The sequence below is a fragment of the Halomonas sp. QHL1 genome (assembly GCF_001882345.1).
Classification (GTDB): domain Bacteria; phylum Pseudomonadota; class Gammaproteobacteria; order Pseudomonadales; family Halomonadaceae; genus Vreelandella.
The window spans coordinates 2,162,127-2,182,007 of the sequence record NZ_MINL01000001.1; the positions used below are offsets into that span (position 1 = coordinate 2,162,127).

The 19,881-nt window shown below is 57.9% G+C and carries 16 protein-coding genes; 7 read left to right on the forward strand and 9 right to left on the reverse strand.

Annotation, left to right across the window (positions count from 1 at the left end; translation table 11 throughout):
* Window positions 1-40: 40 nt before the first annotated feature.
* The 4 genes from araH to QHL1GM_RS09920 all read right to left on the reverse strand — a co-directional run bounded on the left by araH (window position 41) and on the right by QHL1GM_RS09920 (window position 5,003).
* Window positions 41-1,057 (reverse strand): L-arabinose ABC transporter permease AraH, encoded by a 1,017-nt coding sequence (gene araH / locus QHL1GM_RS09905; RefSeq protein WP_071694326.1) that lies wholly within the window; start codon window positions 1,055-1,057, stop codon window positions 41-43.
* A 52-nt stretch (window positions 1,058-1,109) separates the two neighbouring features.
* On the reverse strand, window positions 1,110-2,603 hold the full coding sequence (araG, locus tag QHL1GM_RS09910) for an L-arabinose ABC transporter ATP-binding protein AraG (protein WP_071694327.1): 1,494 nt from the start codon (window positions 2,601-2,603) through the stop codon (window positions 1,110-1,112).
* A 68-nt stretch (window positions 2,604-2,671) separates the two neighbouring features.
* Window positions 2,672-3,667 (reverse strand): arabinose ABC transporter substrate-binding protein, encoded by a 996-nt coding sequence (locus tag QHL1GM_RS09915; protein WP_071694328.1) that lies wholly within the window; start codon window positions 3,665-3,667, stop codon window positions 2,672-2,674.
* 106 nt (window positions 3,668-3,773) lie between these two features.
* Window positions 3,774-5,003: an aldose epimerase family protein gene (locus QHL1GM_RS09920; protein ID WP_071694329.1), complete on the reverse strand. Its 1,230-nt coding sequence runs from the start codon at window positions 5,001-5,003 to the stop codon at window positions 3,774-3,776.
* A 168-nt stretch (window positions 5,004-5,171) separates the two neighbouring features.
* Between QHL1GM_RS09920 and QHL1GM_RS09925 the strand changes: the two genes are divergently transcribed.
* From QHL1GM_RS09925 to QHL1GM_RS09935, 3 genes are all read left to right on the forward strand, one after another.
* Complete coding sequence (locus QHL1GM_RS09925; RefSeq protein WP_071694330.1) at window positions 5,172-6,113, forward strand: LysR family transcriptional regulator; 942 nt, start codon at window positions 5,172-5,174, stop codon at window positions 6,111-6,113.
* A gap of 145 nt (window positions 6,114-6,258) precedes the next feature.
* Entirely contained in the window at window positions 6,259-7,245 is a 987-nt protein-coding gene (araD1, locus tag QHL1GM_RS09930) for an AraD1 family protein (RefSeq protein WP_071695963.1), read from the forward strand.
* Window positions 7,246-7,261: 16 nt separating this feature from the next.
* Complete coding sequence (locus QHL1GM_RS09935; protein ID WP_071694331.1) at window positions 7,262-8,836, forward strand: aldehyde dehydrogenase (NADP(+)); 1,575 nt, start codon at window positions 7,262-7,264, stop codon at window positions 8,834-8,836.
* A 7-nt stretch (window positions 8,837-8,843) separates the two neighbouring features.
* On the opposite strand, the gene QHL1GM_RS09940 is transcribed toward QHL1GM_RS09935, so the two are convergent.
* The 3 genes from QHL1GM_RS09940 to QHL1GM_RS09950 form a co-directional block, all read right to left on the reverse strand.
* Window positions 8,844-9,770 carry a Gfo/Idh/MocA family protein gene (locus QHL1GM_RS09940; protein ID WP_071694332.1) on the reverse strand — a complete coding sequence of 309 codons (927 nt, stop codon included), beginning with the start codon at window positions 9,768-9,770 and terminating at the stop codon, window positions 8,844-8,846.
* A gap of 35 nt (window positions 9,771-9,805) precedes the next feature.
* Complete coding sequence (locus tag QHL1GM_RS09945) at window positions 9,806-10,576, reverse strand: FadR/GntR family transcriptional regulator (RefSeq protein ID WP_071694333.1); 771 nt, start codon at window positions 10,574-10,576, stop codon at window positions 9,806-9,808.
* Window positions 10,577-10,660: 84 nt separating this feature from the next.
* Window positions 10,661-12,463: an IlvD/Edd family dehydratase gene (locus QHL1GM_RS09950; RefSeq protein WP_071694334.1), complete on the reverse strand. Its 1,803-nt coding sequence runs from the start codon at window positions 12,461-12,463 to the stop codon at window positions 10,661-10,663.
* A 331-nt stretch (window positions 12,464-12,794) separates the two neighbouring features.
* Here QHL1GM_RS09950 and QHL1GM_RS09955 point away from each other — a divergent pair, with 331 nt between their 5' ends.
* From QHL1GM_RS09955 to QHL1GM_RS09970, 4 genes are all read left to right on the forward strand, one after another.
* Window positions 12,795-13,871 (forward strand): TRAP transporter substrate-binding protein, encoded by a 1,077-nt coding sequence (locus QHL1GM_RS09955; RefSeq protein WP_071694335.1) that lies wholly within the window; start codon window positions 12,795-12,797, stop codon window positions 13,869-13,871.
* 151 nt (window positions 13,872-14,022) lie between these two features.
* On the forward strand, window positions 14,023-15,186 hold the full coding sequence (locus QHL1GM_RS09960; RefSeq protein WP_071694336.1) for a fumarylacetoacetate hydrolase family protein: 1,164 nt from the start codon (window positions 14,023-14,025) through the stop codon (window positions 15,184-15,186).
* Window positions 15,187-15,232: 46 nt separating this feature from the next.
* Window positions 15,233-16,534: an L-fuconate dehydratase gene (locus QHL1GM_RS09965; RefSeq protein WP_071694337.1), complete on the forward strand. Its 1,302-nt coding sequence runs from the start codon at window positions 15,233-15,235 to the stop codon at window positions 16,532-16,534.
* The gene (locus QHL1GM_RS09970) at window positions 16,534-17,955 is read left to right on the forward strand and encodes an FAD-binding oxidoreductase (RefSeq protein WP_071694338.1); all 1,422 of its coding nucleotides are present in this window, start codon (window positions 16,534-16,536) and stop codon (window positions 17,953-17,955) included. The genes QHL1GM_RS09965 and QHL1GM_RS09970 overlap by 1 nt, the downstream gene beginning before the upstream one ends.
* A 9-nt stretch (window positions 17,956-17,964) precedes the next feature.
* Here the strand turns inward: QHL1GM_RS09970 and QHL1GM_RS09975 are convergent, their stop codons facing one another.
* Together QHL1GM_RS09975 and QHL1GM_RS09980 are read right to left on the reverse strand one after the other, a co-directional pair.
* Complete coding sequence (locus tag QHL1GM_RS09975; RefSeq protein ID WP_071694339.1) at window positions 17,965-19,260, reverse strand: TRAP transporter large permease; 1,296 nt, start codon at window positions 19,258-19,260, stop codon at window positions 17,965-17,967.
* Complete coding sequence (locus QHL1GM_RS09980) at window positions 19,257-19,823, reverse strand: TRAP transporter small permease (protein ID WP_071694340.1); 567 nt, start codon at window positions 19,821-19,823, stop codon at window positions 19,257-19,259. Before QHL1GM_RS09980 ends, QHL1GM_RS09975 begins: the two co-directional genes overlap by 4 nt.
* Window positions 19,824-19,881 lie beyond the last annotated feature (58 nt).

Below are 19,881 nucleotides of genomic sequence, written 5' to 3' on the forward strand. Positions count from 1 at the left end.
CGATAAAAGAGTGACAAAAAAAGAAATAAAGCGTTAAGCGTCAGGCCCGCTGACGGCGGGTGTGTTTCCAGCGGTCAAACATCACCGCCAGCAGCAGAATCGCGCCACGCACCAGGTACTGGTAAAAGGTGGGTACGTTGAGCAACCCCATAGCGTTCTGCACACAGCCCATAATCAGCACGCCGACCACCACGCCGGTAATCGTGGCTACGCCACCCGATAGCGCCACGCCACCCAGCACACAGGCAGAAATGACCGCCAGCTCCAGCCCCATGGAGGTATTGGGATCGCCCAGGCCCATGCGTGATGCCAGCAGCACCCCCACTACGCCCGCGACGACGCCCTGAAGACCGAAAACTATAATTTTGAGGCGGCGGACGTTAACACCCGCTAATGCCGCCGCTTCCGAGTTGCCGCCGGTCGCCAGCACATTGCGCCCGAAGGCGGTCATGTTGAGGACTACGCCAAAGATCACAAAGCAGGCCAGCATGGTCCATACCGGCAGCGTTAGGCCCAGAAAAGAGGCGCTGCCCAGGTCAAAGAAGCCCGGCACAGTGATCATGACGGCATCGCCGCCAGAGGTGATGTAGGCCAAACCGCGTACAAACTCCATCGCCGCCAGGGTCGCAATCAGCGAGTTGATACCAAATTTGGCAATCACCAAACCATTGAAGACCCCGACCGCCCCACCGGCCAGAATGCCTCCCATTACGCCTATCAACACACTGCCGCTACTAGAGGTGACTACCGCAGCGACGACCCCGGCAAAGGCCACCGTGGAGGCCACCGAGAGATCCACCTCGCCCAATGCCAACACCAGCATCATAGTGGCCGCCAAACTACCAATCAGCGTCACTGAGAGCAGCAACCCCACCATGTTTCGGCCGGTCAAAAAGCCGGGTATAAACACGGCTAGAGCCACAAACAGCAGCAAGAAAATCGCGATCAGCCCCGAAGTGTCTAGCAGTGTACGTAACGGCTTAATGAGACCCTGACGCCCTGCCGGGCGAGCGGGCGCTTTATTGCCTTCGCTTTGGGTTACATTGTTAGTTGTCATTGTTTGCGTCCTGAACGTGTGTTCTCAAAAGACTTTTCACTTAAAAAATGGCTTAGGCCGGCAACGCCAGTCCCAACAAGCGCTCGGGGGTGGCCGATTCCCGCGGCACCACCTCCACCAGCTCACCATCACGCATTACCGCGATGCGGTCGCAAATGGAGCTGACTTCCGCTAGGTCACTGGAAATCACCACCACGCTTTTGCCCTGCTCGGCCAGGTCGTAGAGCAGCGAGTAGATGTCGCGTCGCGCGCCTACGTCGATCCCGCGGGTTGGTTCGTCCATTACGAAAAGGTCAATCTCCTCTGCCAGCCAACGGGCCAGAATCACTTTCTGCTGATTGCCGCCTGACAGCTTGCCGATGGGCGTTCGTGGCCCCGGCGTTTTAACGCTGAGTTGCTGGATATACGACTCGGCATTGCGCCGCTCACGGCCAGGGTGGCGGAACATCCCCCAGCGTTTAAAAAAGCGTCGACAGCTAATATTGAGGTTGTCGGCCACGCTGGCCACCGGAAAGATGCCCTGAGATTTGCGATCCTCTGGGCACATGGCGATACCCGCGCGGATGGCATCCTGGGGGCTTTTAAACCGCCGCACCTCGCCGTTGAACTGCACACTGCCTGCTTTGGGAGATTCGACCCCACAGACCAGCCGCAGCAACTCACTACGCCCCGCGCCCACCAGACCAAACAGCCCAAACACTTCACCGCGCTTAACGGAAAAGCTCACCGGAGCCTTGAGGCCACGCCCCTGGATACCCTCCACGTTCAAGACCACGTCGCCATGTTCGCGAGGGCGGTAGCCGTAAACATCGTCGATATCACGGCCGACCATTTCGCTCACTAACAGATCGTGATTGAGCGCCGACATATCCTCGTGGGTACGAATATGCTGGCCGTCGCGGAAGATAGTGACCGCATCGCACATTTCAAACACTTCTTCCATGCGATGCGTCACATAGAGCACCACACGCCCCTCGTCGCGCAGTCGTTTGACGATGCGCTTGAGCTGGCGAATTTCCTGAATGGAAAGGCTACTGGTAGGTTCATCAAAAGCGATGACCTTGGCATCGCGCAGCAGTGCACGACCAATCTCGATCATCTGCTGCTGGCCGATAGAGAGTTCGCGTACCTTGGTCGAGGGGTGGATATCCCCCTCGCCGAGATCGGCCAGAATCGCCAGGGCTTTTTCGCGCAGCTGGCGGCGGTTAACAAACCCCTGCCGCGTGGGCAGTTGGCCCAGCAGCAGGTTCTCTGCCACCGACATATTGGGCGAGAGCGTTAACTCCTGGTAGATGATGGCGATCCCTTCGCGCAGTGCCTCTCTGGCGTTACTGAACACGTGGCGCTGGCCGTCGATCCACAGCGCACCTTCCGCCACGCGGTTAACGCCGCTAAGCACCTTGAGCAGGGTGGATTTTCCCGCACCGTTCTCACCCATCAGCGCATGCACTTGACCGGCGTGAGCGCTAAAGCTCACGCCATCCAGCGCACGCACCCCTGGGAAGACAACGCTGATAGCGTCGAAACGTAGATAAGCATCAGACATGCGTGAGCACTCCAACCGATTGCCAGTGACATATAGTTCGTGACATATAGCCCGTGACAGCGAGGCCGTTACAGACCCAACTCTTCGCGCACTTCCTGCCAGTTCTCACGTGTCATCAAGACGCCTGAGGTTTCGGTATTCGCCGGCGGCTCTTTGTCTTCGGTAATCCAGCGGTAGAGGTCTTCGGCTGTTTGCCGGCCGTGCATGGTAGAGCTCACCGCCACAGTGCCGTGAAAGCCGGTGGGGTTGTCCCGGGAGAATTCTGCAAAAGCCGCGCCGGAGCCATTGATACCCACGCCGATCACGTCTTCAGCCGCTAGGCCGTATTGCTCTGTGGCCCGTACGCCACCCAAAACGCTCTCCTCATTGAGGGCATAGATCACCCAATGCTCATAATCGCCGCGCTGGGAGAGCACCGGGGATGCCGCCGAGAAGGCGCTGGCGGTATCGCTGTTCTGCTGGGGTGCATCGAAGATATTGCCCTCGGGGAAACCGGATGCCAGTAATGCTTCGGTCGCACCATCAGTACGCTCAACGGCAGTGGGTAGCTCATTATTGGTTATGCGTAGGGCGGCAACTTCTTCCGGATCCCAGCCGCGTGCTTCCATTTCGGCGGCAATCGCATCGCCTACCTGCTGACCAATTTTATAGCCGGACATACCTAGGTGTGGCACGTCCTCCATTGGTTCACCGCTGGAATTCACAAACTGGTCGTCCACGGTGACTACTTTCATACCGTACTGGTTGGCACGGTTCATAATCGCGGCCCCCAGACGCACATCCGGCGGACAGATCACAAACCCCTCGGCACCCTGGGCGTACAGGTTATCAATGGCGCTGAGTACTTCCTGGCCGTCTTCACCACTTAGGCGTACCACGTCGAAGCCGAGTTCTTCACCTAGCTCGGTAGCGGCCTGCTGTTCGTTAATAAACCACGCCTGCTCGGGTTTTTTAACGATAAAGCCAATTTTCACCTCGTCATCCTGCGCTTGGGCTGAGCTCAATGACGCCAGCATGATGGCGCTGCCGAGGGCTAAACGAGTAAACGTCTTGGTTAATTGCATGGTCTGGCTCCTGCTTTTATTGATTGTTTTTGTGTCGCTGTGAATGCGCGGTTGTTAATTGTGGCGATTGTTGCTTGCTCAGGTTGCTAGTAACGAACGCAGCGCGTTACTCATCAAAAGATTCCTGGGCGGAAAAACGATAGATCGTACGCGACAGGTAAGTATCACCAGGTTCTAGGGTTGTGCTGGGAAACGCCTCCTGATTAGGCGAATCGGGGTAGTGCTGGGTTTCCAGAGCAAAGCCGGAACGATGGCCGTAGGCCTGACCCTGTTTGCCGGTCAGATCGCCGTTAAGAAAGTTGCCCGAGTAAAATTGGATCGCAGGTTCGGTAGTGGTGATTTCCACCATACGGCCGCTCTGCGATTCCCATACCTTGGCCGCCACAACCAGTTCATCCGATGCAGCATCATCACGCGCAAGCACAAAGTTATGGTCATAACCGCCGCCAAAAGAGAGTTGCTCGTTGTCCTGCTCGATCCGTTCGCCAATAGGGGTCGCCTGGGTAAAGTCGAATGGCGTGCCGTCTACCGAGCGAATCTCACCAGTGGGAATCAGGGTATCGTTTACCGGGGTAAATTCCGGAGCGTTTATCATTAGCTGGTGATCGAGAATGGTGTCGCTACCCTCGCCCTTTAGGTTGAAGTAGCTGTGTTGGGTGAGGTTGACCGGCGTGGCTTTGTCGGTCACCGCCCGATATTCCACCATCAGTTCGTCATTATCGGTCAGGGTGTAAGTGACTTCGGTCTCCAACTTGCCGGGATACCCTTCTTCTCCATCCTCGCTGGTATAGCGCAGCACTAAGCCAGTGCCTGCCTCGCTTTCGAACGGTTCAGCCTGCCACAGCACTTTGTCGAACCCCTGTTCGCCGCCGTGCAGGTGATTGCTACCATCGTTGGTAGCCAATGAATAGCTTTCCCCATCGAGTGAGAATTGCCCACCCGCGATACGATTGCCGTAGCGCCCAATGATGGCACCGAAGTAGGGATTGGCCTGACGGTATTCATCGGAGAGGTATGCCTCAAGAGAGTCAAAGCCCAACGCTATATCGTCAAACTTGCCGTCCATATCGGGGGTTTTCAGCGACAGAATGATGCCACCGTAGTTGGTTACCCGTAACTCGATACCATTGGCGTTGGTGAATTGATAGACATCAACCTGACGACCATCGGGCAGGTGACCAAACACCGACGTTTGGATATTACTGTCGGCTCCACTGCCAGCGTCGGTTTCAGAGTTGCTCTGGGCTTGGGCTGCGTTTGCCAGCAGCACTGTTGCGATTGCACAGAATAGAAGAGGTGAACCATTTTTTAATCGTTGGCTGTACATGAGAGGCATGAGCTTCCTCCTGGAGGCGTTCTTTTGTTGTCGCTTGTTGTTGTTAGGTCGGTATTGTTAATTCCGATTCAGTCACTACAGTAGCCACGTCTTTCATAACCAACCAATATACAAACGCATCACTATCGATATACTTCTAAGTATCAATAACAACTCAAGGCTTATCCCATGGGCGTTCTCGGTGAGAACTGGTTTTTAGACGTGCGACTAAAGTTGCGCCATTTTCAGCTATTTTTAGCGCTGGATGAGCACCGCAACCTGCATCGCGCTGCGGCTCAGCTCAAGATGAGCCAGCCAGCCGCTTCAAAACTCCTCAGCGACCTGGAAGCCAACCTGGGTATTCGGTTGTTTGATCGCCACCCCCGCGGGCTAACGCCCAACTGGTATGGCGAGATTATGATTCGCCACGCCCACAGCATGCTCTCAGCGCTGCGCCACACGGGCGAGGAGTTGAATGCACTCAGCGAGGGAAATGCGGGCACGGTAGCTGTCGGCACGGTGATGGCCCCGGCGGTAACGCTGCTTACCAGCGCGATTGAGCGGGTGCACCGTGACCGGCCAGGGCTAAAGATCAGCGTGGATGTGGATGTTAGCAAGGTGCTGGTGCCGCGCTTATTGGAAGGCGAGCTGGATTTCGCGATTACCCGCATTCCCGCAGGCGTCGATGCCGAGCACTTCGTGTTCGAAGAGATTGGCGAGGAGGAGCTCTGCTTTGTTTGTCGACAAGGGCATCCACTAGCCGATAAACAAACGCTGAACCTTGCTGATATGACTGGCTACCCATGGTCGCTGCAGCCCGCTGGCGCACTGATGCGCCAGCGGGTGGATAGCCTGTTTCTGCACCATCAGGTCGCGCTGCCCCGACAAATAGTCGACACCGCGGATCTGCTGCTATCGCTGGCGCTGGTCGATAAATCCGACACCATCACGGTGACCACACGGGAAGCCGCTGACCTGCTCTGCCCCCCGCAGCGCTTTCACCTGCTGCCCTTCAGCGAGACGCTGAGCGTTCAGCCCTATGGGCTGGTCAGTTTACGCCACCAGCGGCTCTCTCCCGGCGCCGCCGCCTTAATGAGTGCTCTCCGCGAGATTATTGCCCAGGACGCTTAGCCAACAACACCCGCCATACAAAAGTTTATGTTGAACAATTTATTTTAATGTTCAACATTAGGCGTCTTATGTGGTTATGAAATATTCTCTCCACAACATCTCTCATAACAATAAACGTTAGGAATAGCCCATGAGAAATAGCCGCATGCGACTGATTCAGTGTGATCATCAGGGCCAGGTTCGCGCCGCCCTGGTCGAGAGCGAAGAGCAGGTCAGGCTGCTCGACTGTGATACCTACACCCTGGCCAAGCGGGCCATTAGCGCCGGTAAGCCACTTAGCGACATGCTGTCGGAAGCGTTGACCGAAACGCGCCTGGATTATCAAGCGCTGGTCGACGCTAAGCAGTTGCTACCCCCGCTGACGCATAGCGACCCGGCCCACTGCCTGGTGACCGGCACCGGCCTTACCCACCTGGGCAGTGCCGACACCCGCTCGGCGATGCACGCAAAAGCCCAAGCCGCTGAAGAAGATATGACCGACTCCATGCGTATGTTCAAGCTGGGCGTGGAGGGCGGCAAACCCGATGCAGGCCAGCTAGGCGCGCAGCCGGAGTGGTTCTACAAGGGCGATGGCCAGTGCGTGGTGGCGCCGGAAACAGACATCCCCTCTCCCGCCTTCGCCGAAGATGCGGGCGAGGAACCGGAGCTGGCGGGGCTCTACGTGATTGGTGACGAGGGCCAGCCCTGGCGGGTCGGCTACGCCCTCGGCAACGAGTTCTCTGACCACGTGACCGAGCGCTTCAACTACCTGTGGTTAGCTCACTCCAAGCTACGCGCCTGCAGCTTTGGGCCCGAACTGTTGATCGGCGAACTGCCAGCCCATCTGGAAGGCACCAGCCGTATCCAGCGGAGTGGCGAGACGCTGTGGGAGAAGCCCTTTCTCACCGGCGAGGCCAACATGGCCCATAGCCTGGCCAACCTGGAATACCACCACTTCAAATACCAGGGCTTCCGTCGCCCCGGCGATGTGCATGTGCACTTTTTCGGTACCGCAACGCTAAGCTTCGCCGACGGCATCAAGGTGCGCGAGGGTGATCGTTTTGAGATCCAGATCAGCGAGTTTGGTCGCGCCCTGCGCAATCCCCTTCGGGTGGAAGCAGATGCACCAGCCATCAGCGTAAAATCTCTTTAAACCAGCAGGAGGAAGTATGACTCTGGAAGGTAAACTACTGATTGGTCAGCAGGCCGTCAGCGGCCAGCAGGCTGACATTCATGCGGTTAATCCCGCTACCGGCGAGACGCTGTCTCCCGCCTATCCCGGCGGCAGTAAGGCCGAAGTCGATCAGGCCTGCGCCTTAGCCGAGACGGCTTTTGATAGCTATCGCGAGACCTCCTTAGAGGCGCGCGCAACGTTTCTTGAAACCATTGCCGCCGAGATCGAAGGGATCGGCGATGAGCTGATTGAACGTGCCATGGCCGAAACCGGCCTGCCACGCCCGCGCCTAGAGGGCGAACGTGGGCGTACCTGCGGCCAGCTGCGGCTGTTCGCCTCGGTAGTGCGCGCCGGTGAGTGGCTGGATGTTCGTATCGACCCGGCCATGCCTGATCGTGAGCCGCTGCCCCGCGCCGACCTGCGTCAGTGCCATATCGGCCTGGGCCCGGTGGCGGTGTTTGGCGCCAGCAACTTCCCGCTCGCCTTCAGCGTTGCCGGTGGCGATACCGCCTCCGCCCTGGCCGCCGGCTGCCCGGTAGTCATCAAGGGCCACTCTGCCCACCCCGGCACTTCTGAGCTGGTAGGCCGCGCCATTCAGCGTGCGGTTGCCAAGTGCGAACTGCCCGAGGGCGTCTTCTCGCTGCTGTTTGGCTCGGGCCGCGAGATCGGTCAGGCGCTGGTTGCCGACCCGCGCATACAGGCGGTGGGCTTTACCGGGTCACGCAGCGGCGGTACCGCGCTGATGGCCACCGCCCAGGCGCGGCCCCAGCCGATTCCCGTCTACGCCGAGATGAGCTCCATTAACCCGGTGTTTCTGCTGCCCGAAGCGCTCAAGGCACGCGGCAAAGCGATTGCCGAGGGGTTTGTCGGCTCGCTCAATATGGGTGCCGGGCAGTTCTGCACCAACCCAGGGTTGGTCATTGCGGTTCAGGGCCCTGAGCTGGACGCCTTTGTTGCAGCAGCCGGTGAAGCAGTCAAGGGCAGCGCTGCCCAGACCATGCTGACCCCAGGCATTCATGACGCCTACCAGCAGGGCGTGAATCGATTGGCCAGCCATGCCAAGGTCACCGAGGTGGCACGCGGCCAGGCAGGTGAAACAGCCAACGCCTGCCAAGCAGGGTTGTTCGTTACCCAGGCCGATGCGCTCCTTAACGAGCCCGCCCTTCAGGAAGAGGTATTTGGTTCGACGTCATTGGTGATCGCCTGTGCTGATGCCCAGGAAGTAGCGCGGGTTGCTGCCCAGATCGAAGGTCAGCTCACCATTACCCTGCAAATGGATAACGGTGACTTGGAGACCGCCCGGAAGCTGTTGCCCACGCTGGAGCGCAAAGCGGGACGGATTCTGGCCAACGGCTGGCCCACCGGCGTGGAAGTCAGCCACACCATGGTGCACGGCGGCCCCTACCCGGCGACCTCGGATTCGCGCACTACCTCGGTAGGCAGCGCGGCGATTTTCCGCTTCCTGCGCCCGGTGTGCTACCAGGCGCTGCCGGAAGGGCTACTGCCCGAGGCGATTCGTGATGGCAACCCTTACGGGGTATCACGCCTGGTCGATGGCAAGCGTGAATAAGCGAGCGTTACTCAACGAAGGCGTCGGTGGTTTCACGATGACCGTATAGAAACGCATCGGCGACCTGGCGCAGCGGGGCCACATCCACCTCGCTGCGCTTGTTTGCGATCAGCTCGGCAAAGCGCGCATATAAACCTTGATACTCGCGCTCCTCCTCTTCAATGATCAGTTCATCGTCGATGACCAATTGACAACCGCCCTGGGTGAGACTTAAACGGCTGCCATCGCTGTCGATATGCATATCCCAGGTGGGCGGGCCACTTTGTAGGAAGTCGAAATCTGCCTCAATTGCTGCGCCTTCTGGATCAGTGAAAGAGAGCTTCGCCGCAATCGGGGTTTGCGCGTTACTCGGCACCAGCAGCCGCGCTTGTTGCAGGAAAAACGGCTGCGGCAGAATGGCGGTCGCAATTGACAGCGCATTGATACCAGGATCAAAAACGCCCATACCACCGGGTTCCCAGATCCACGCCTGGCCTGGATGCCATACCCGCACATCCTCCTTCCACTCGATCTCTACCTGCTGTACCTGTCGTTCGGCTAACCACTGCTGGGCCTGGGCAACGCCGGGGGCAAACCGCGAGTGCCAGGCGGCAAATAGGCTAACGCCCTGCTCTTTGGCACAGGCAATCAAGTCCTCCACTTCGCTTAACGTTGCCCCCGGTGGCTTCTCAAGCAGCACGTGCTTGCCACGCATCAGTGCGGCCCGCGCCTGGGAGTAGCGCAGATGGGTCGGCGTGCAGATTGAGACAGCGGTAATTTCAGGGTGGGCGTCTAGCATTGCCTCAAGACCTTGATAGCCCGGCACATCCGACAGCGAGGCGTAGGGATCCGCCGTGGCGACAAGGTGGCAGTTTGGGGTGACGGCTATTGCAGGAAGGTGCTGGTCGCGGACAATTTTACCCACGCCCACCAAGCCGAGGTTGAAGTCAGACATACGCTTGCCTTTGTTTTTTGCCATTAAAAATGGGTTCAGGGGGTGGTATGGGGCAGCTCAACGCTGCGCCCTAATGAACTGACGCTATGTTCAAGCCCCAACGCTGCGGCGGTGCCAGCCAATACCGCTTGGGAGGCTAAAAAAGCCTCCCGGGGTCGGCGCAGCCGGATACTCTCCATCAACTGACGGTGGCGTTCCAGACTCTCTTCAGGGTCCGGGGCGTTCTCGTTGGACATGGAGATCAACATATAGATGGAGGGCCGCAGGATATGCGATAGCTGCGCCCAGACAATATTGTGGGTCGCCTTGAAGATCGCCTCATGAAAGGCGAAATCGCACTCGCTGTGCAGCCGCCGCTCCTCTTCGCAGGTGGCGTTGCGCAGATTCTGTCCTAGCCCTTCAAAGGCTTCTTCCATGGCGACCAAATCACGTGCTTTGGCGCGTTTGGCGGCGGTCATCGCCACATAGGGTTCAACGTCCAGGCGGAAGGCAAGGATTTCGCGCTGAATATCCGGGTTGGGCGCGGCGTAGCGGGTCAACCAGTCGGTCACCTGGGCGTCGAGAATATGCCACTCGGAGTACTCGCGCACCTTAGAACCATGGCCGGAGATACGCTCGATAATACCGGCATCGACCAGTTGGCGCAGGTCGCTACGCACCGCAGAGCGGTTAATAGCAAAGCGTTCGCATAGATCCATTTCACGGGGTACTAGGTCACCGGGGTGGTAGCGCCCACCGAAGATCTCCTCGGCAAGATGTTCGGCGATACTGGGGCGAGCTGCTGGCTTACTGAGAGATGACGTCACTGCGATAAGACCCTATTTCAATTCCTGCCAATCATAACGTACTTGACCCCCTCCAGCACCGCACACTGCCCCAAGCGACTGATGCTAATGATTATCCCTGGGCGGATGCTGGCGGGCCACATCGCGATATTTGGTGGCGGGTTCTAGCGTCATACCGCGATCCAGCGGTTCGACCATGCTGCGCTGAATCTCTTGCCAGGGGGTCTGATGGCCGGGGTAGCGATAGCCGCCCTGCTGGGCTAAACGCTCGCGGCGCGCTTCCAACTCACTATCCTCTATCAATAGCTGCACTTCGCCGCGCTTGAGATCGACCCGCAGCCGGTCGCCGCTTTCAAGTAGCGCCAGACCACCGCCGGTAGCCGCTTCCGGGGAGGCATTAAGAATCGACGGCGAACCGGAAGTGCCCGACTGGCGGCCATCGCCCAGGCAGGGCAGCGATTCGATACCCTGCTTAATCAGCGCCTCCGGTGGCTGCATATTAACCACTTCCGCACCGCCAGGGTGGCCTACGGGGCCCGCTCCGCGCATTACCAGAATGGTGCGTGAATCAATGTTCAGCGCCGGGTCGTCGATACGGGCGTGGTAATCCTCGGAGCCATCAAACACCACGACTTTGCCTTCAAAGGCTTCCGGGTCGTTGGGGTCATTGAGGAAGCGCTCGCGGAAATCTCGCGAGATCACGCTGGTTTTCATCAGCGCCGAATCGAACAAATTGCCCTTGAGATTGAGGAAGCCCGCGTGGTCTACCAATGGATCGTTATAGCGACAAATCACGTCACTGTCTTGAGTTTCACGACCCTCAAGATTATCGCCTAGCGAGCGACCATTCACCGTCAGCGCATCGCCGTGCAGCTTACCCGCCGTTTGTAGTTCATGGAGGATCGCGGGCACGCCCCCGGCGCGGTGGAACTCTTCGCACAGGAAAGCGCCAGCAGGCATCACGTTGGCCAGCAGCGGGATTTCATGGCCCAGCCGCTGCCAGTCGTCGTTATCCAGCTCGATGCCCGCATGGCGGGCAATGGCATTGATATGCACCGGCGCATTGGATGAACCACCTAATGCCGAGCAGGCCACAATGGCGTTCTCAAACGCTTCCCGGGTCAGAATACCCAGCGGCCGCAGGTCTTCCCAGACCATATCGACAATCCGCGTGCCGGTGTCGTAGGCCACCATCGCGCGCTCTTTATAGGGCGCGGGAATCACCGCCGACCCCGGCAGGCTCATACCCAGGACTTCCGCCATGGAGTTCATGGTGGAAGCGGTGCCCATGGTGTTGCAGTGCCCAATCGAGGGTGCCGAATCACTGGCACGGGAAAGGAACTCGGCGTAGTCGATATCGCCCGCCGCCAAGCGCTTGCGCAACTCCCAGATAATCGTGCCCGAGCCCACCCGCTCCGCTCCGCGCCAGCCGTTGAGCATCGGCCCACCCGAGAGCACTATCGCGGGGATATTCACCGTTGCCGCCGCCATCAGCGCGGCCGGAGTGGTTTTATCACAGCCGGTAGTCAATACCACACCGTCTAGTGGGTAGCCGTGGAGCACTTCCACGATGCCCAAATAGGCGAGGTTACGATCTAACGCCGCCGTGGGGCGCCGCACGTTCTCGTGAATCGGGTGCATGGGAAATTCAAACGGTACGCCACCCGCTGAGCGAATACCGTCTTTAACCCGCTTGACCAAGTCGATGTGGTGGCGGTTGCACGGGGTTAAATCAGAGCCAGACTGGCAAATACCAATAATTGGCTTACCGCTAGTCAACTCATCCAGGGTAATGCCGTAATTAAGATAGCGCTCGATGCACAGCGCCGTCGTACCGGGGTGATCAGGGTTATCGAACCAGTAACGTGAACGCAGTTGCTCAGGCGTTATTCGCTGAAAAATGGCCATGGTTCCGCTCCACGCCTAAAGTAAATATGAAAGTCAGTAGGCGCGCTTTAGGCACTCAAACCGCCCCACCAACATTATCGATTAAGTAAGCTCCCTAAAATGAAGGGGAGAATCGTAATGAAGGTACGCTTTCTTCCCGACGGCGTCGACACATACAAAAGTATATGTTGAACATATAGGCAAAACGTTAGACATTCATCTAAGGGTTGCGGCGCTTACTCTTTTATAAGTGAACGCCGCTTACACACAACAACAATAGCCAACACGCTGCAGCTCGCTTGGAAAACCCCCTTAGCGAAGCGGCCTGTAGCACGCCAGGAGAGTGACAACTATGCACCATCTTTGGAAACGCACCCTGCTAATGACCGGTGCCACGCTGCTAAGCTCAGGTATCGCCTACGCGCAAACGCCTGATCTTTCCGACCCGCCCGAGATTGACGGCGGCACCGTGGGTGACCACGGCAGCGTCACCCTGCGTATGGGACTTGGCTTAGCGGAAAGCTCGCCCCAGTACATCTCCAGCCAGTACTTCGCGGATATTCTTGACCAGCGCAGTGAAGGACGCATCAGCGTTAACATCTTCCCTAACAGCCAGCTGGGCGACGACGTGCAGATGATGGAAATGCTGCAGACCGGTACGCTGGATATGACTTACCCATCGTCTTCCCCTGCTACCAGCTACGTTGAGGAACTGGCGGTTTTCGACCTCCCCTTCTTGCTACCTACCCGGGAAGCAGCTATCGAGGCCATGCGCAGCGATGCTGCCCAGGAAATGCTCGACGCCTTCGATGGCAGCGGTCTGAAAGCCCTGGCGTTTTCCGAAAACGGCTTCCGCCAGCTCTCTAATAGCGCTCGGGAAGTCTCCTCTCCAGAGGATGTGGCTGGCCTAGACGTTCGTGGCCTGTCGATTCGCACCATGGAAAACCCGGTGCATCTGGCTATCTGGGAAGCGCTGGGTGCCAACCCGACCCCAATGGCGTTTGGTGAGCTCTTCTCCGCCATGGAACAGGGCGTTGTCGATGGCCAGGAAAACCCCTGGAGCACCATTCTGACCTCCAACTTCCATGAAGTGCAGGACTACGGCTCCGAAACCCGCCACGTCTACACACCCTTTATCAAGATGATCTCTCAGCGTACCTGGGATCGCCTCGACCCTGAATATCAGGAGCTTGTTCAGGAAGCCGCGCTGCAGGCTGCCGATTACGAAATCCAACTTTCCAGCGAGTACGACGACTGGGCGCGGGATCAGCTTGAAGAGCGCGGTATGCAAATCACCCGTCTTGATGACGAGCAGATTGCCGCTTTCCAGGAAGCCGTGCAGCCGGTTTACGAAGAGTGGGCCCCGCGCATTGGTGAAGATCTCGTGGAAGAATTCCAGCGAATTGCTGAATCATCAATGACCGAGTAAGCACCAATCGACTGGTTGGGTTGAAAACCATGCCTCACCCCGTACCTCTCCTGCCGTGATTACTTGGCGGCAGAGGTAACGGGGTGATCCACCTTTAATACCTCCTCGCTGGCTGACGGCAAGCGGGAGAGCTAACGATATGAACCCCCCTATGCAACCACTGCCCCTGAATGACTCTCTCCCCAATGACCTGGATAACGCGCTGCTGGTTGGACGCGTATGGCTGGATGGCGCGCATCCCGGCCCCGCGCTGGTGACCGTGAAAAATGGCCAGGTGATCGACATCACCGAGTTCGGCCCCACTATGGCTGATCTACTGGAACGAGACGATATACGCGAGGTTGTGCGGCTAGCAGAAGGCCCCAGCCTGGGCGGGGTTGAGGCGCTACTAGCGAACTCTCAAACGTCGCCAGCGCAAGCGCCTTACTTACTCGCTCCTTGCGATGTTCAGGCCGTTAAAGCCTGTGGCGTCACCTTTGCCGTTAGCCTGTTAGAGCGGGTCATCGAGGAGCAAGCGGGCGGCGACCCAGCGCGGGCAGTGGAACTGCGCGATGACTTGCAGGCACTGATCGGCAAAGATCTTTCTAAAATCAAGCCGGGCTCTGAAGAGGCGATGTCGCTTAAAAAAGCCCTTCAGGCACGCGGTGGGTGGTCACAGTATATGGAAGTCGGCATTGGCCCTGATGCTGAAGTGTTCACTAAATCCCAGCCGCTCTCATCGGTAGGCTTTGGCACACCGGTGGGTTTGCACCCGTCTTCCAAGTGGAATAACCCCGAGCCGGAAATTGTCCTGGCAGTGGACAGCCGCGGCCAGGTGCGTGGTGCGACTCTGGGCAACGACGTTAACCTGCGCGATGTGGAAGGGCGCAGCGCCCTGCTGCTCGGCAAGGCAAAAGATAACAACGCCTCCTGCTCCATTGGTCCCTTCATTCGCCTGTTTGATGATCACTTCGATATCGACAGCGTACGCAACTGCCAGGTATCGCTGCGTATCGAGGGTGAGGATGACGGCTTCTTGCTCCAAGGCGAGAGCGATATGCGCGAAATCAGCCGCGATCCGCTGGACTTGGTAAGCCAAACTATCGGCGACCACCACCAATATCCGGACGGCTTCATGCTGTTCCTGGGCACCATGTTCTCGCCCATTCAGGATCGCGACGGTGAAGGCCAGGGCTTTACCCATCACCTCAATGATCGTGTCACCATCGCCACGCCCGCCCTGGGCGCCTTGGTCAACCGGGTAGGAAGAAGTGATCAACTGCCGCCCTGGACTTACGGCATTCGTGAACTGATGCGCCACTTAGCGCGCCGCTGATTCTGACCATCCATAAGCCACTCATATCGCAGCCCAGGAGCGCACCATGACAATCATCACTCGCGTCGAGATCCAGGATATTCGTTTTCCCACCTCGCGCTCACTGGATGGCTCGGATGCCATGAATGCCGCGCCGGACTACTCCGCCGCCTACGTCATCCTGCACACCGATGACGGCAGCCCCGAGGGGCACGGTTTAACCTTTACCATTGGCCGCGGCAACGAGATTGTGGTCACTGCTTTACAGTCGTTGGCGCCGCTGATTGAAGGTCGCTCTCTGGCCTCCATTACCGACAATATGGGCACCTTCTGGCGGGAAATTACCGGCGATAGTCAATTGCGCTGGATTGGCCCCGACAAAGGTGCGATTCACCTCGCCACCGCCGCCATCGTTAACGCCGTGTGGGATATGTGGGCGAAAAAAGAAGGTAAGCCGGTATGGAAGCTGCTGGTGGATATGACTCCGGAACAGCTGGTTCGCTGCCTTGATTTTCGCTTCGTCACCGATGCGTTAACGCCGGAAGAGGCTATCTGCTTGCTGCGCCGTCAGGCCTCCGGCAAAGCAGCCCGCGAAGCCGAAATGCGCCGCGATGGCTACCCCGCCTACACCACGTCAGCGGGCTGGCTGGGTTACAGCGACGAGAAAGTGCGCCGCCTGGCTCGGGAAGCGCTGGCTGAAGGCTGGACGCACTTCAAACAGAAGATTGGTGGTGACATCGAAGATGATGCTCACCGCGCGGCGCTGCTGCGTGAAGAGATCGGCTGGGACAACGTGCTGATGATGGACGCCAATCAGGTGTGGGAAGTCGACGAGACGATCACCAAAATGCGCAGGCTGGCCGAATTTGATCCGCTATGGATAGAGGAGCCCACCAGCCCTGACGATATTCTTGGCCACGCCGAAATCCGCCACCGGGTTGCGCCTATCGGCGTCGCCACTGGCGAGCACTGTCACAACAAAGTGATGTTCAAACAGTTTTTCCAGGCAGATGCCATCGACTACTGCCAGCTAGATGCGGCGCGCTTGGGCGGGCTTAACGAAGTGATTTTAGTAACACTGATGGCCGCCAAGTTCGGCGTGCCGATCTGCCCCCACGGCGGTGGCGTTGGACTTTGCGAATACACCCAACATATTTCCCTATTCGACTATATCGCGATATCCGGCAGCCTTGAAGGTCGCGTACTTGAGTATGTAGATCACCTTCACGAGCACTTTATCGATCCAGTGGTCATCAACCGTGGCCGCTACCAAGTGCCTGAAGCGCCAGGTTACAGTATCGCCATGCACACAGAATCCCAAGCCCAGCACCGCTTCCCCGAGGGCGCGGCCTGGCAGGAAGAGAATTAATGACAGACACCACCTCCTTTCTAAATGAGCTAACCAGCCTGCTCGGCGAGCGGGGTTTAGTCCGCGAGCCAGACGCCATGGCGCGCTACGTTAGCGATTGGGCGGGGGATACATTAGGCACACCGCTGGCAGTGGCCCGCCCAGCAACTACCCCAGAAGTCGCCGAGGTGGTAAAGCGCTGCTACGAACAAGGGGTCGCGATGACGCCCCAGGGCGGCCATAGCGGTCTGGTGGCAGGCGCTTTGCCCGCAGCAAACGGTCAGGAACTGGTGATCAGTCTAGAGCGCTTAAATAGCGTGCGTGCCATCGATCCGATTAACTTCACCATTATCGTAGACGCGGGCTGCATCCTTGAAAACGTTAAACTGGCCGCTTTTGACCATGACTGCGACTTCCCGCTCTCGCTGGGCGCTCAAGGCAGTTGCCAGATTGGCGGTAATATCGCCACCAATGCAGGCGGGCTTAACGTACTGCGCTACGGCATGATGCGCGAGCTGGTACTGGGACTTGAGGTGGTTCTGCCGGATGGCCGCGTATGGGAGAGCCTTAACGCGCTCCATAAAGACAATCGCGGTTACGACCTTCAGCAGCTGTTTCTTGGCAGCGAAGGCACTCTAGGCATCGTCACCGGTGCGGTTTTAAAGCTCTCCCCGCGCCCGACCCAGAACCGTACCGCCCTGCTGGGTCTGCCCTCCGTCCAGGCGGTAATCGACCTGTATGGCCTGGCGCGCCGCGACTGCTGTGATCTGCTAACGGCTTTTGAGCTGATTCCCCGCCGCTGTATCGAGCTAGCCATGGAAGCGACGCCAGAGCTGCGCGACCCGATGGAAAGCGCCTACCCCTGGTACGTGCTGATGGAGGTTGCCGCCACAGGGCCGGTGGATCTAGGTTCGATGCTGGAACAGCTGCTGGAAAACGGCATGGAACGCGAACTGGTGCTGGATGGCGCGTTGGCATCCAGCGACACCCAGTCGGCCCAGCTATGGCAGTTCCGTGAAAGCATGCTGGAAGGCCAGCGGCGACGCGGTGAGCATCTGCGCACCGATATTTCGGTGCCCATCTCGGCGATACCCGACTTCGTCAGCCGAGCCAGTGCCGTGGTCATGGCGACGTCACCCGAGTGCGAAATTATTGCCTACGGGCATGTGGGGGACGGCAACCTACACTTCAATATCCTGCCACCCATGACAATGGCGGATAGCGATAAGAAAGCCCACCTGCACGACCTGGAGGAGCAGCTGTTTGAAGTGCTCGATGATTTTCACGGTAGCATCAGCGCCGAACACGGCATTGGCCGCACCAAGCAAGCCCCCTACTTGGCACGGCTATCACCTATTGAACGGGAGCTTGTTAAGGGGGTTAAGGCGCTGTTCGATCCCAAAAGGCTGATGAACCCAGGGCGGATCTTACCCGCTGACTAAGCCTCTTTTCTAATACCCCATCACCCGTGGCAACCAAGTGGCCAGACCAGGCACTGCGATCAGCAACAAGATCGTCGCAATAATTGGCAGTAAGAAAGGCATGATCGCCCTGACCACCTGGCCGTAGCGTAATCGCGTGATCCCGACCATCAGGAACAGCACGGTGCCAAACGGTGGGGTAATAACCCCCACCGAGAGCGTAATCACCATCACAATACCGAAATGAACGGGATCCAATCCGGCGCTTAGCGCGGCTGGTACCACAATGGGGGTGAAAATCAGGATGCTTTCGATCACCGACATAAAGCAGCCGATAAGCAGGAAGAACAGCGCAAAGCAGAGCAGCAGGGCAAACGTTGGCATATCGATGCTGGCGACTTGGCCTGCCAAGGCCTGAGGAATTCCCATACGCACCAGTATCCAACCATAAAAGCTGGAGACCGCAATAATCAGCAGGATCACTGCACTGAACATAAGGGTACGGCGGAAGGCGCTATAAAGGTCTCGCCAGTTCAAATCGCGATAGATCAGCCCGCCTAGAATTACCGCATAGAGCGAGGCAATAGCACCCGCCTCGGTGGGGGTGAAGAAGCCACCCCAAATACCGCCGACGATAATGGCCGGCATCATTAACGGCAAGATGGCGCGTTTACCGGTTCGGGCCACTTCGCAGGCATCAAAAGGGGTCGGCTTAGGCATGACTACCTTGCCAGTCGCACCCAGCAGTACCGTCATCCCCATCAACAGCAGCGCCATCAACATCCCCGGCAATAGCCCTGCCATAAACAGCCCGCCGATGCTTACATTGGCCAGCCAGCCGTAAACCACCAGCGCTATGCTGGGCGGCAGAATGGGGCCGATAACGCTGGAAGCAGCGGTCACACCGGTGGAGTAATCCAGCGCATAGCCACGCTCTTTCATGGCTTTGATTTCAATACTGCCAAGCCCTGCGGCATCGGCAACGGCGGTGCCTGACATAGTGGCAAAAATGGAGCTGGCCACCACGTTAGCGTGCCCCAGGCCGCCCTTGGTAAACCCTACCAACGCTGTGGCAAAGTCAAAAATTCGCGTGGTAGTGGAGCCAATGTTCATAATATTGGCGGCAAGAATGAACAGCGGTATCGCCAACAGAGTGAAGTTATTGAGCGTTTGCACCATGCGCAGCGGCAATAACTCAACGGGCAGGCCACCAGTGCCCGTGGCTACCAAAGCAATAAAGGAGGTAACACCAATGGCGACCACGACTGGCAAGCCTATCGCCATCAGTACGAGCAAGCCGCCAACAAAAATCAGTAGTTCGGTCATGGCTTGGCATTCTCCACTTCACGCCCCTCTATACGCGCTTCTTCACGCGGCGCCTCTAGCCAAGGCACTGGGCCTCGCAGGGTTTGCCATACGGCGATCAGCGCCATGCCCAAAAAGCTGAAACATACCCCGTAGTAGAGGTAGCTGAAGCTGATACTTAACGAGACCGTTTTATTGTTGGCGCTCATGTCCGACATAATCCATGCACCCCAGGCAGCAAGCGCAAAAAAACCGCAGGAAATCAGTGCAGTAAGACGATACTGAATATTTTTACCCAGGCCTGAAAGCTTGTGGCTAAACAGATCGACTACCAGGTGTTCACTGCGCACCCACGCCGATAGCGAGCCAAAGCCAATCGCATAGATGGCCAACATAGACGCTACCTCTTCCGTCCAGGGCATGCCCAGCCCCAGCAGGTCGCGGGCAATAACCGCTGCCACAATCAGGATGAGAATGGCCGCCATTAACGCCACGCCTACCCCATCACACAGGCGGGTGACACCGCGCAGCGTATAAAAAGCGATTCGATCCGGCCCTTGGCTGGGCGCTACAGCGTCTTCCACAGCAGAACTCCTTACCCTGACGTCTTTTTTTCGGTTATGAAAAGTTATTTGTCATGAA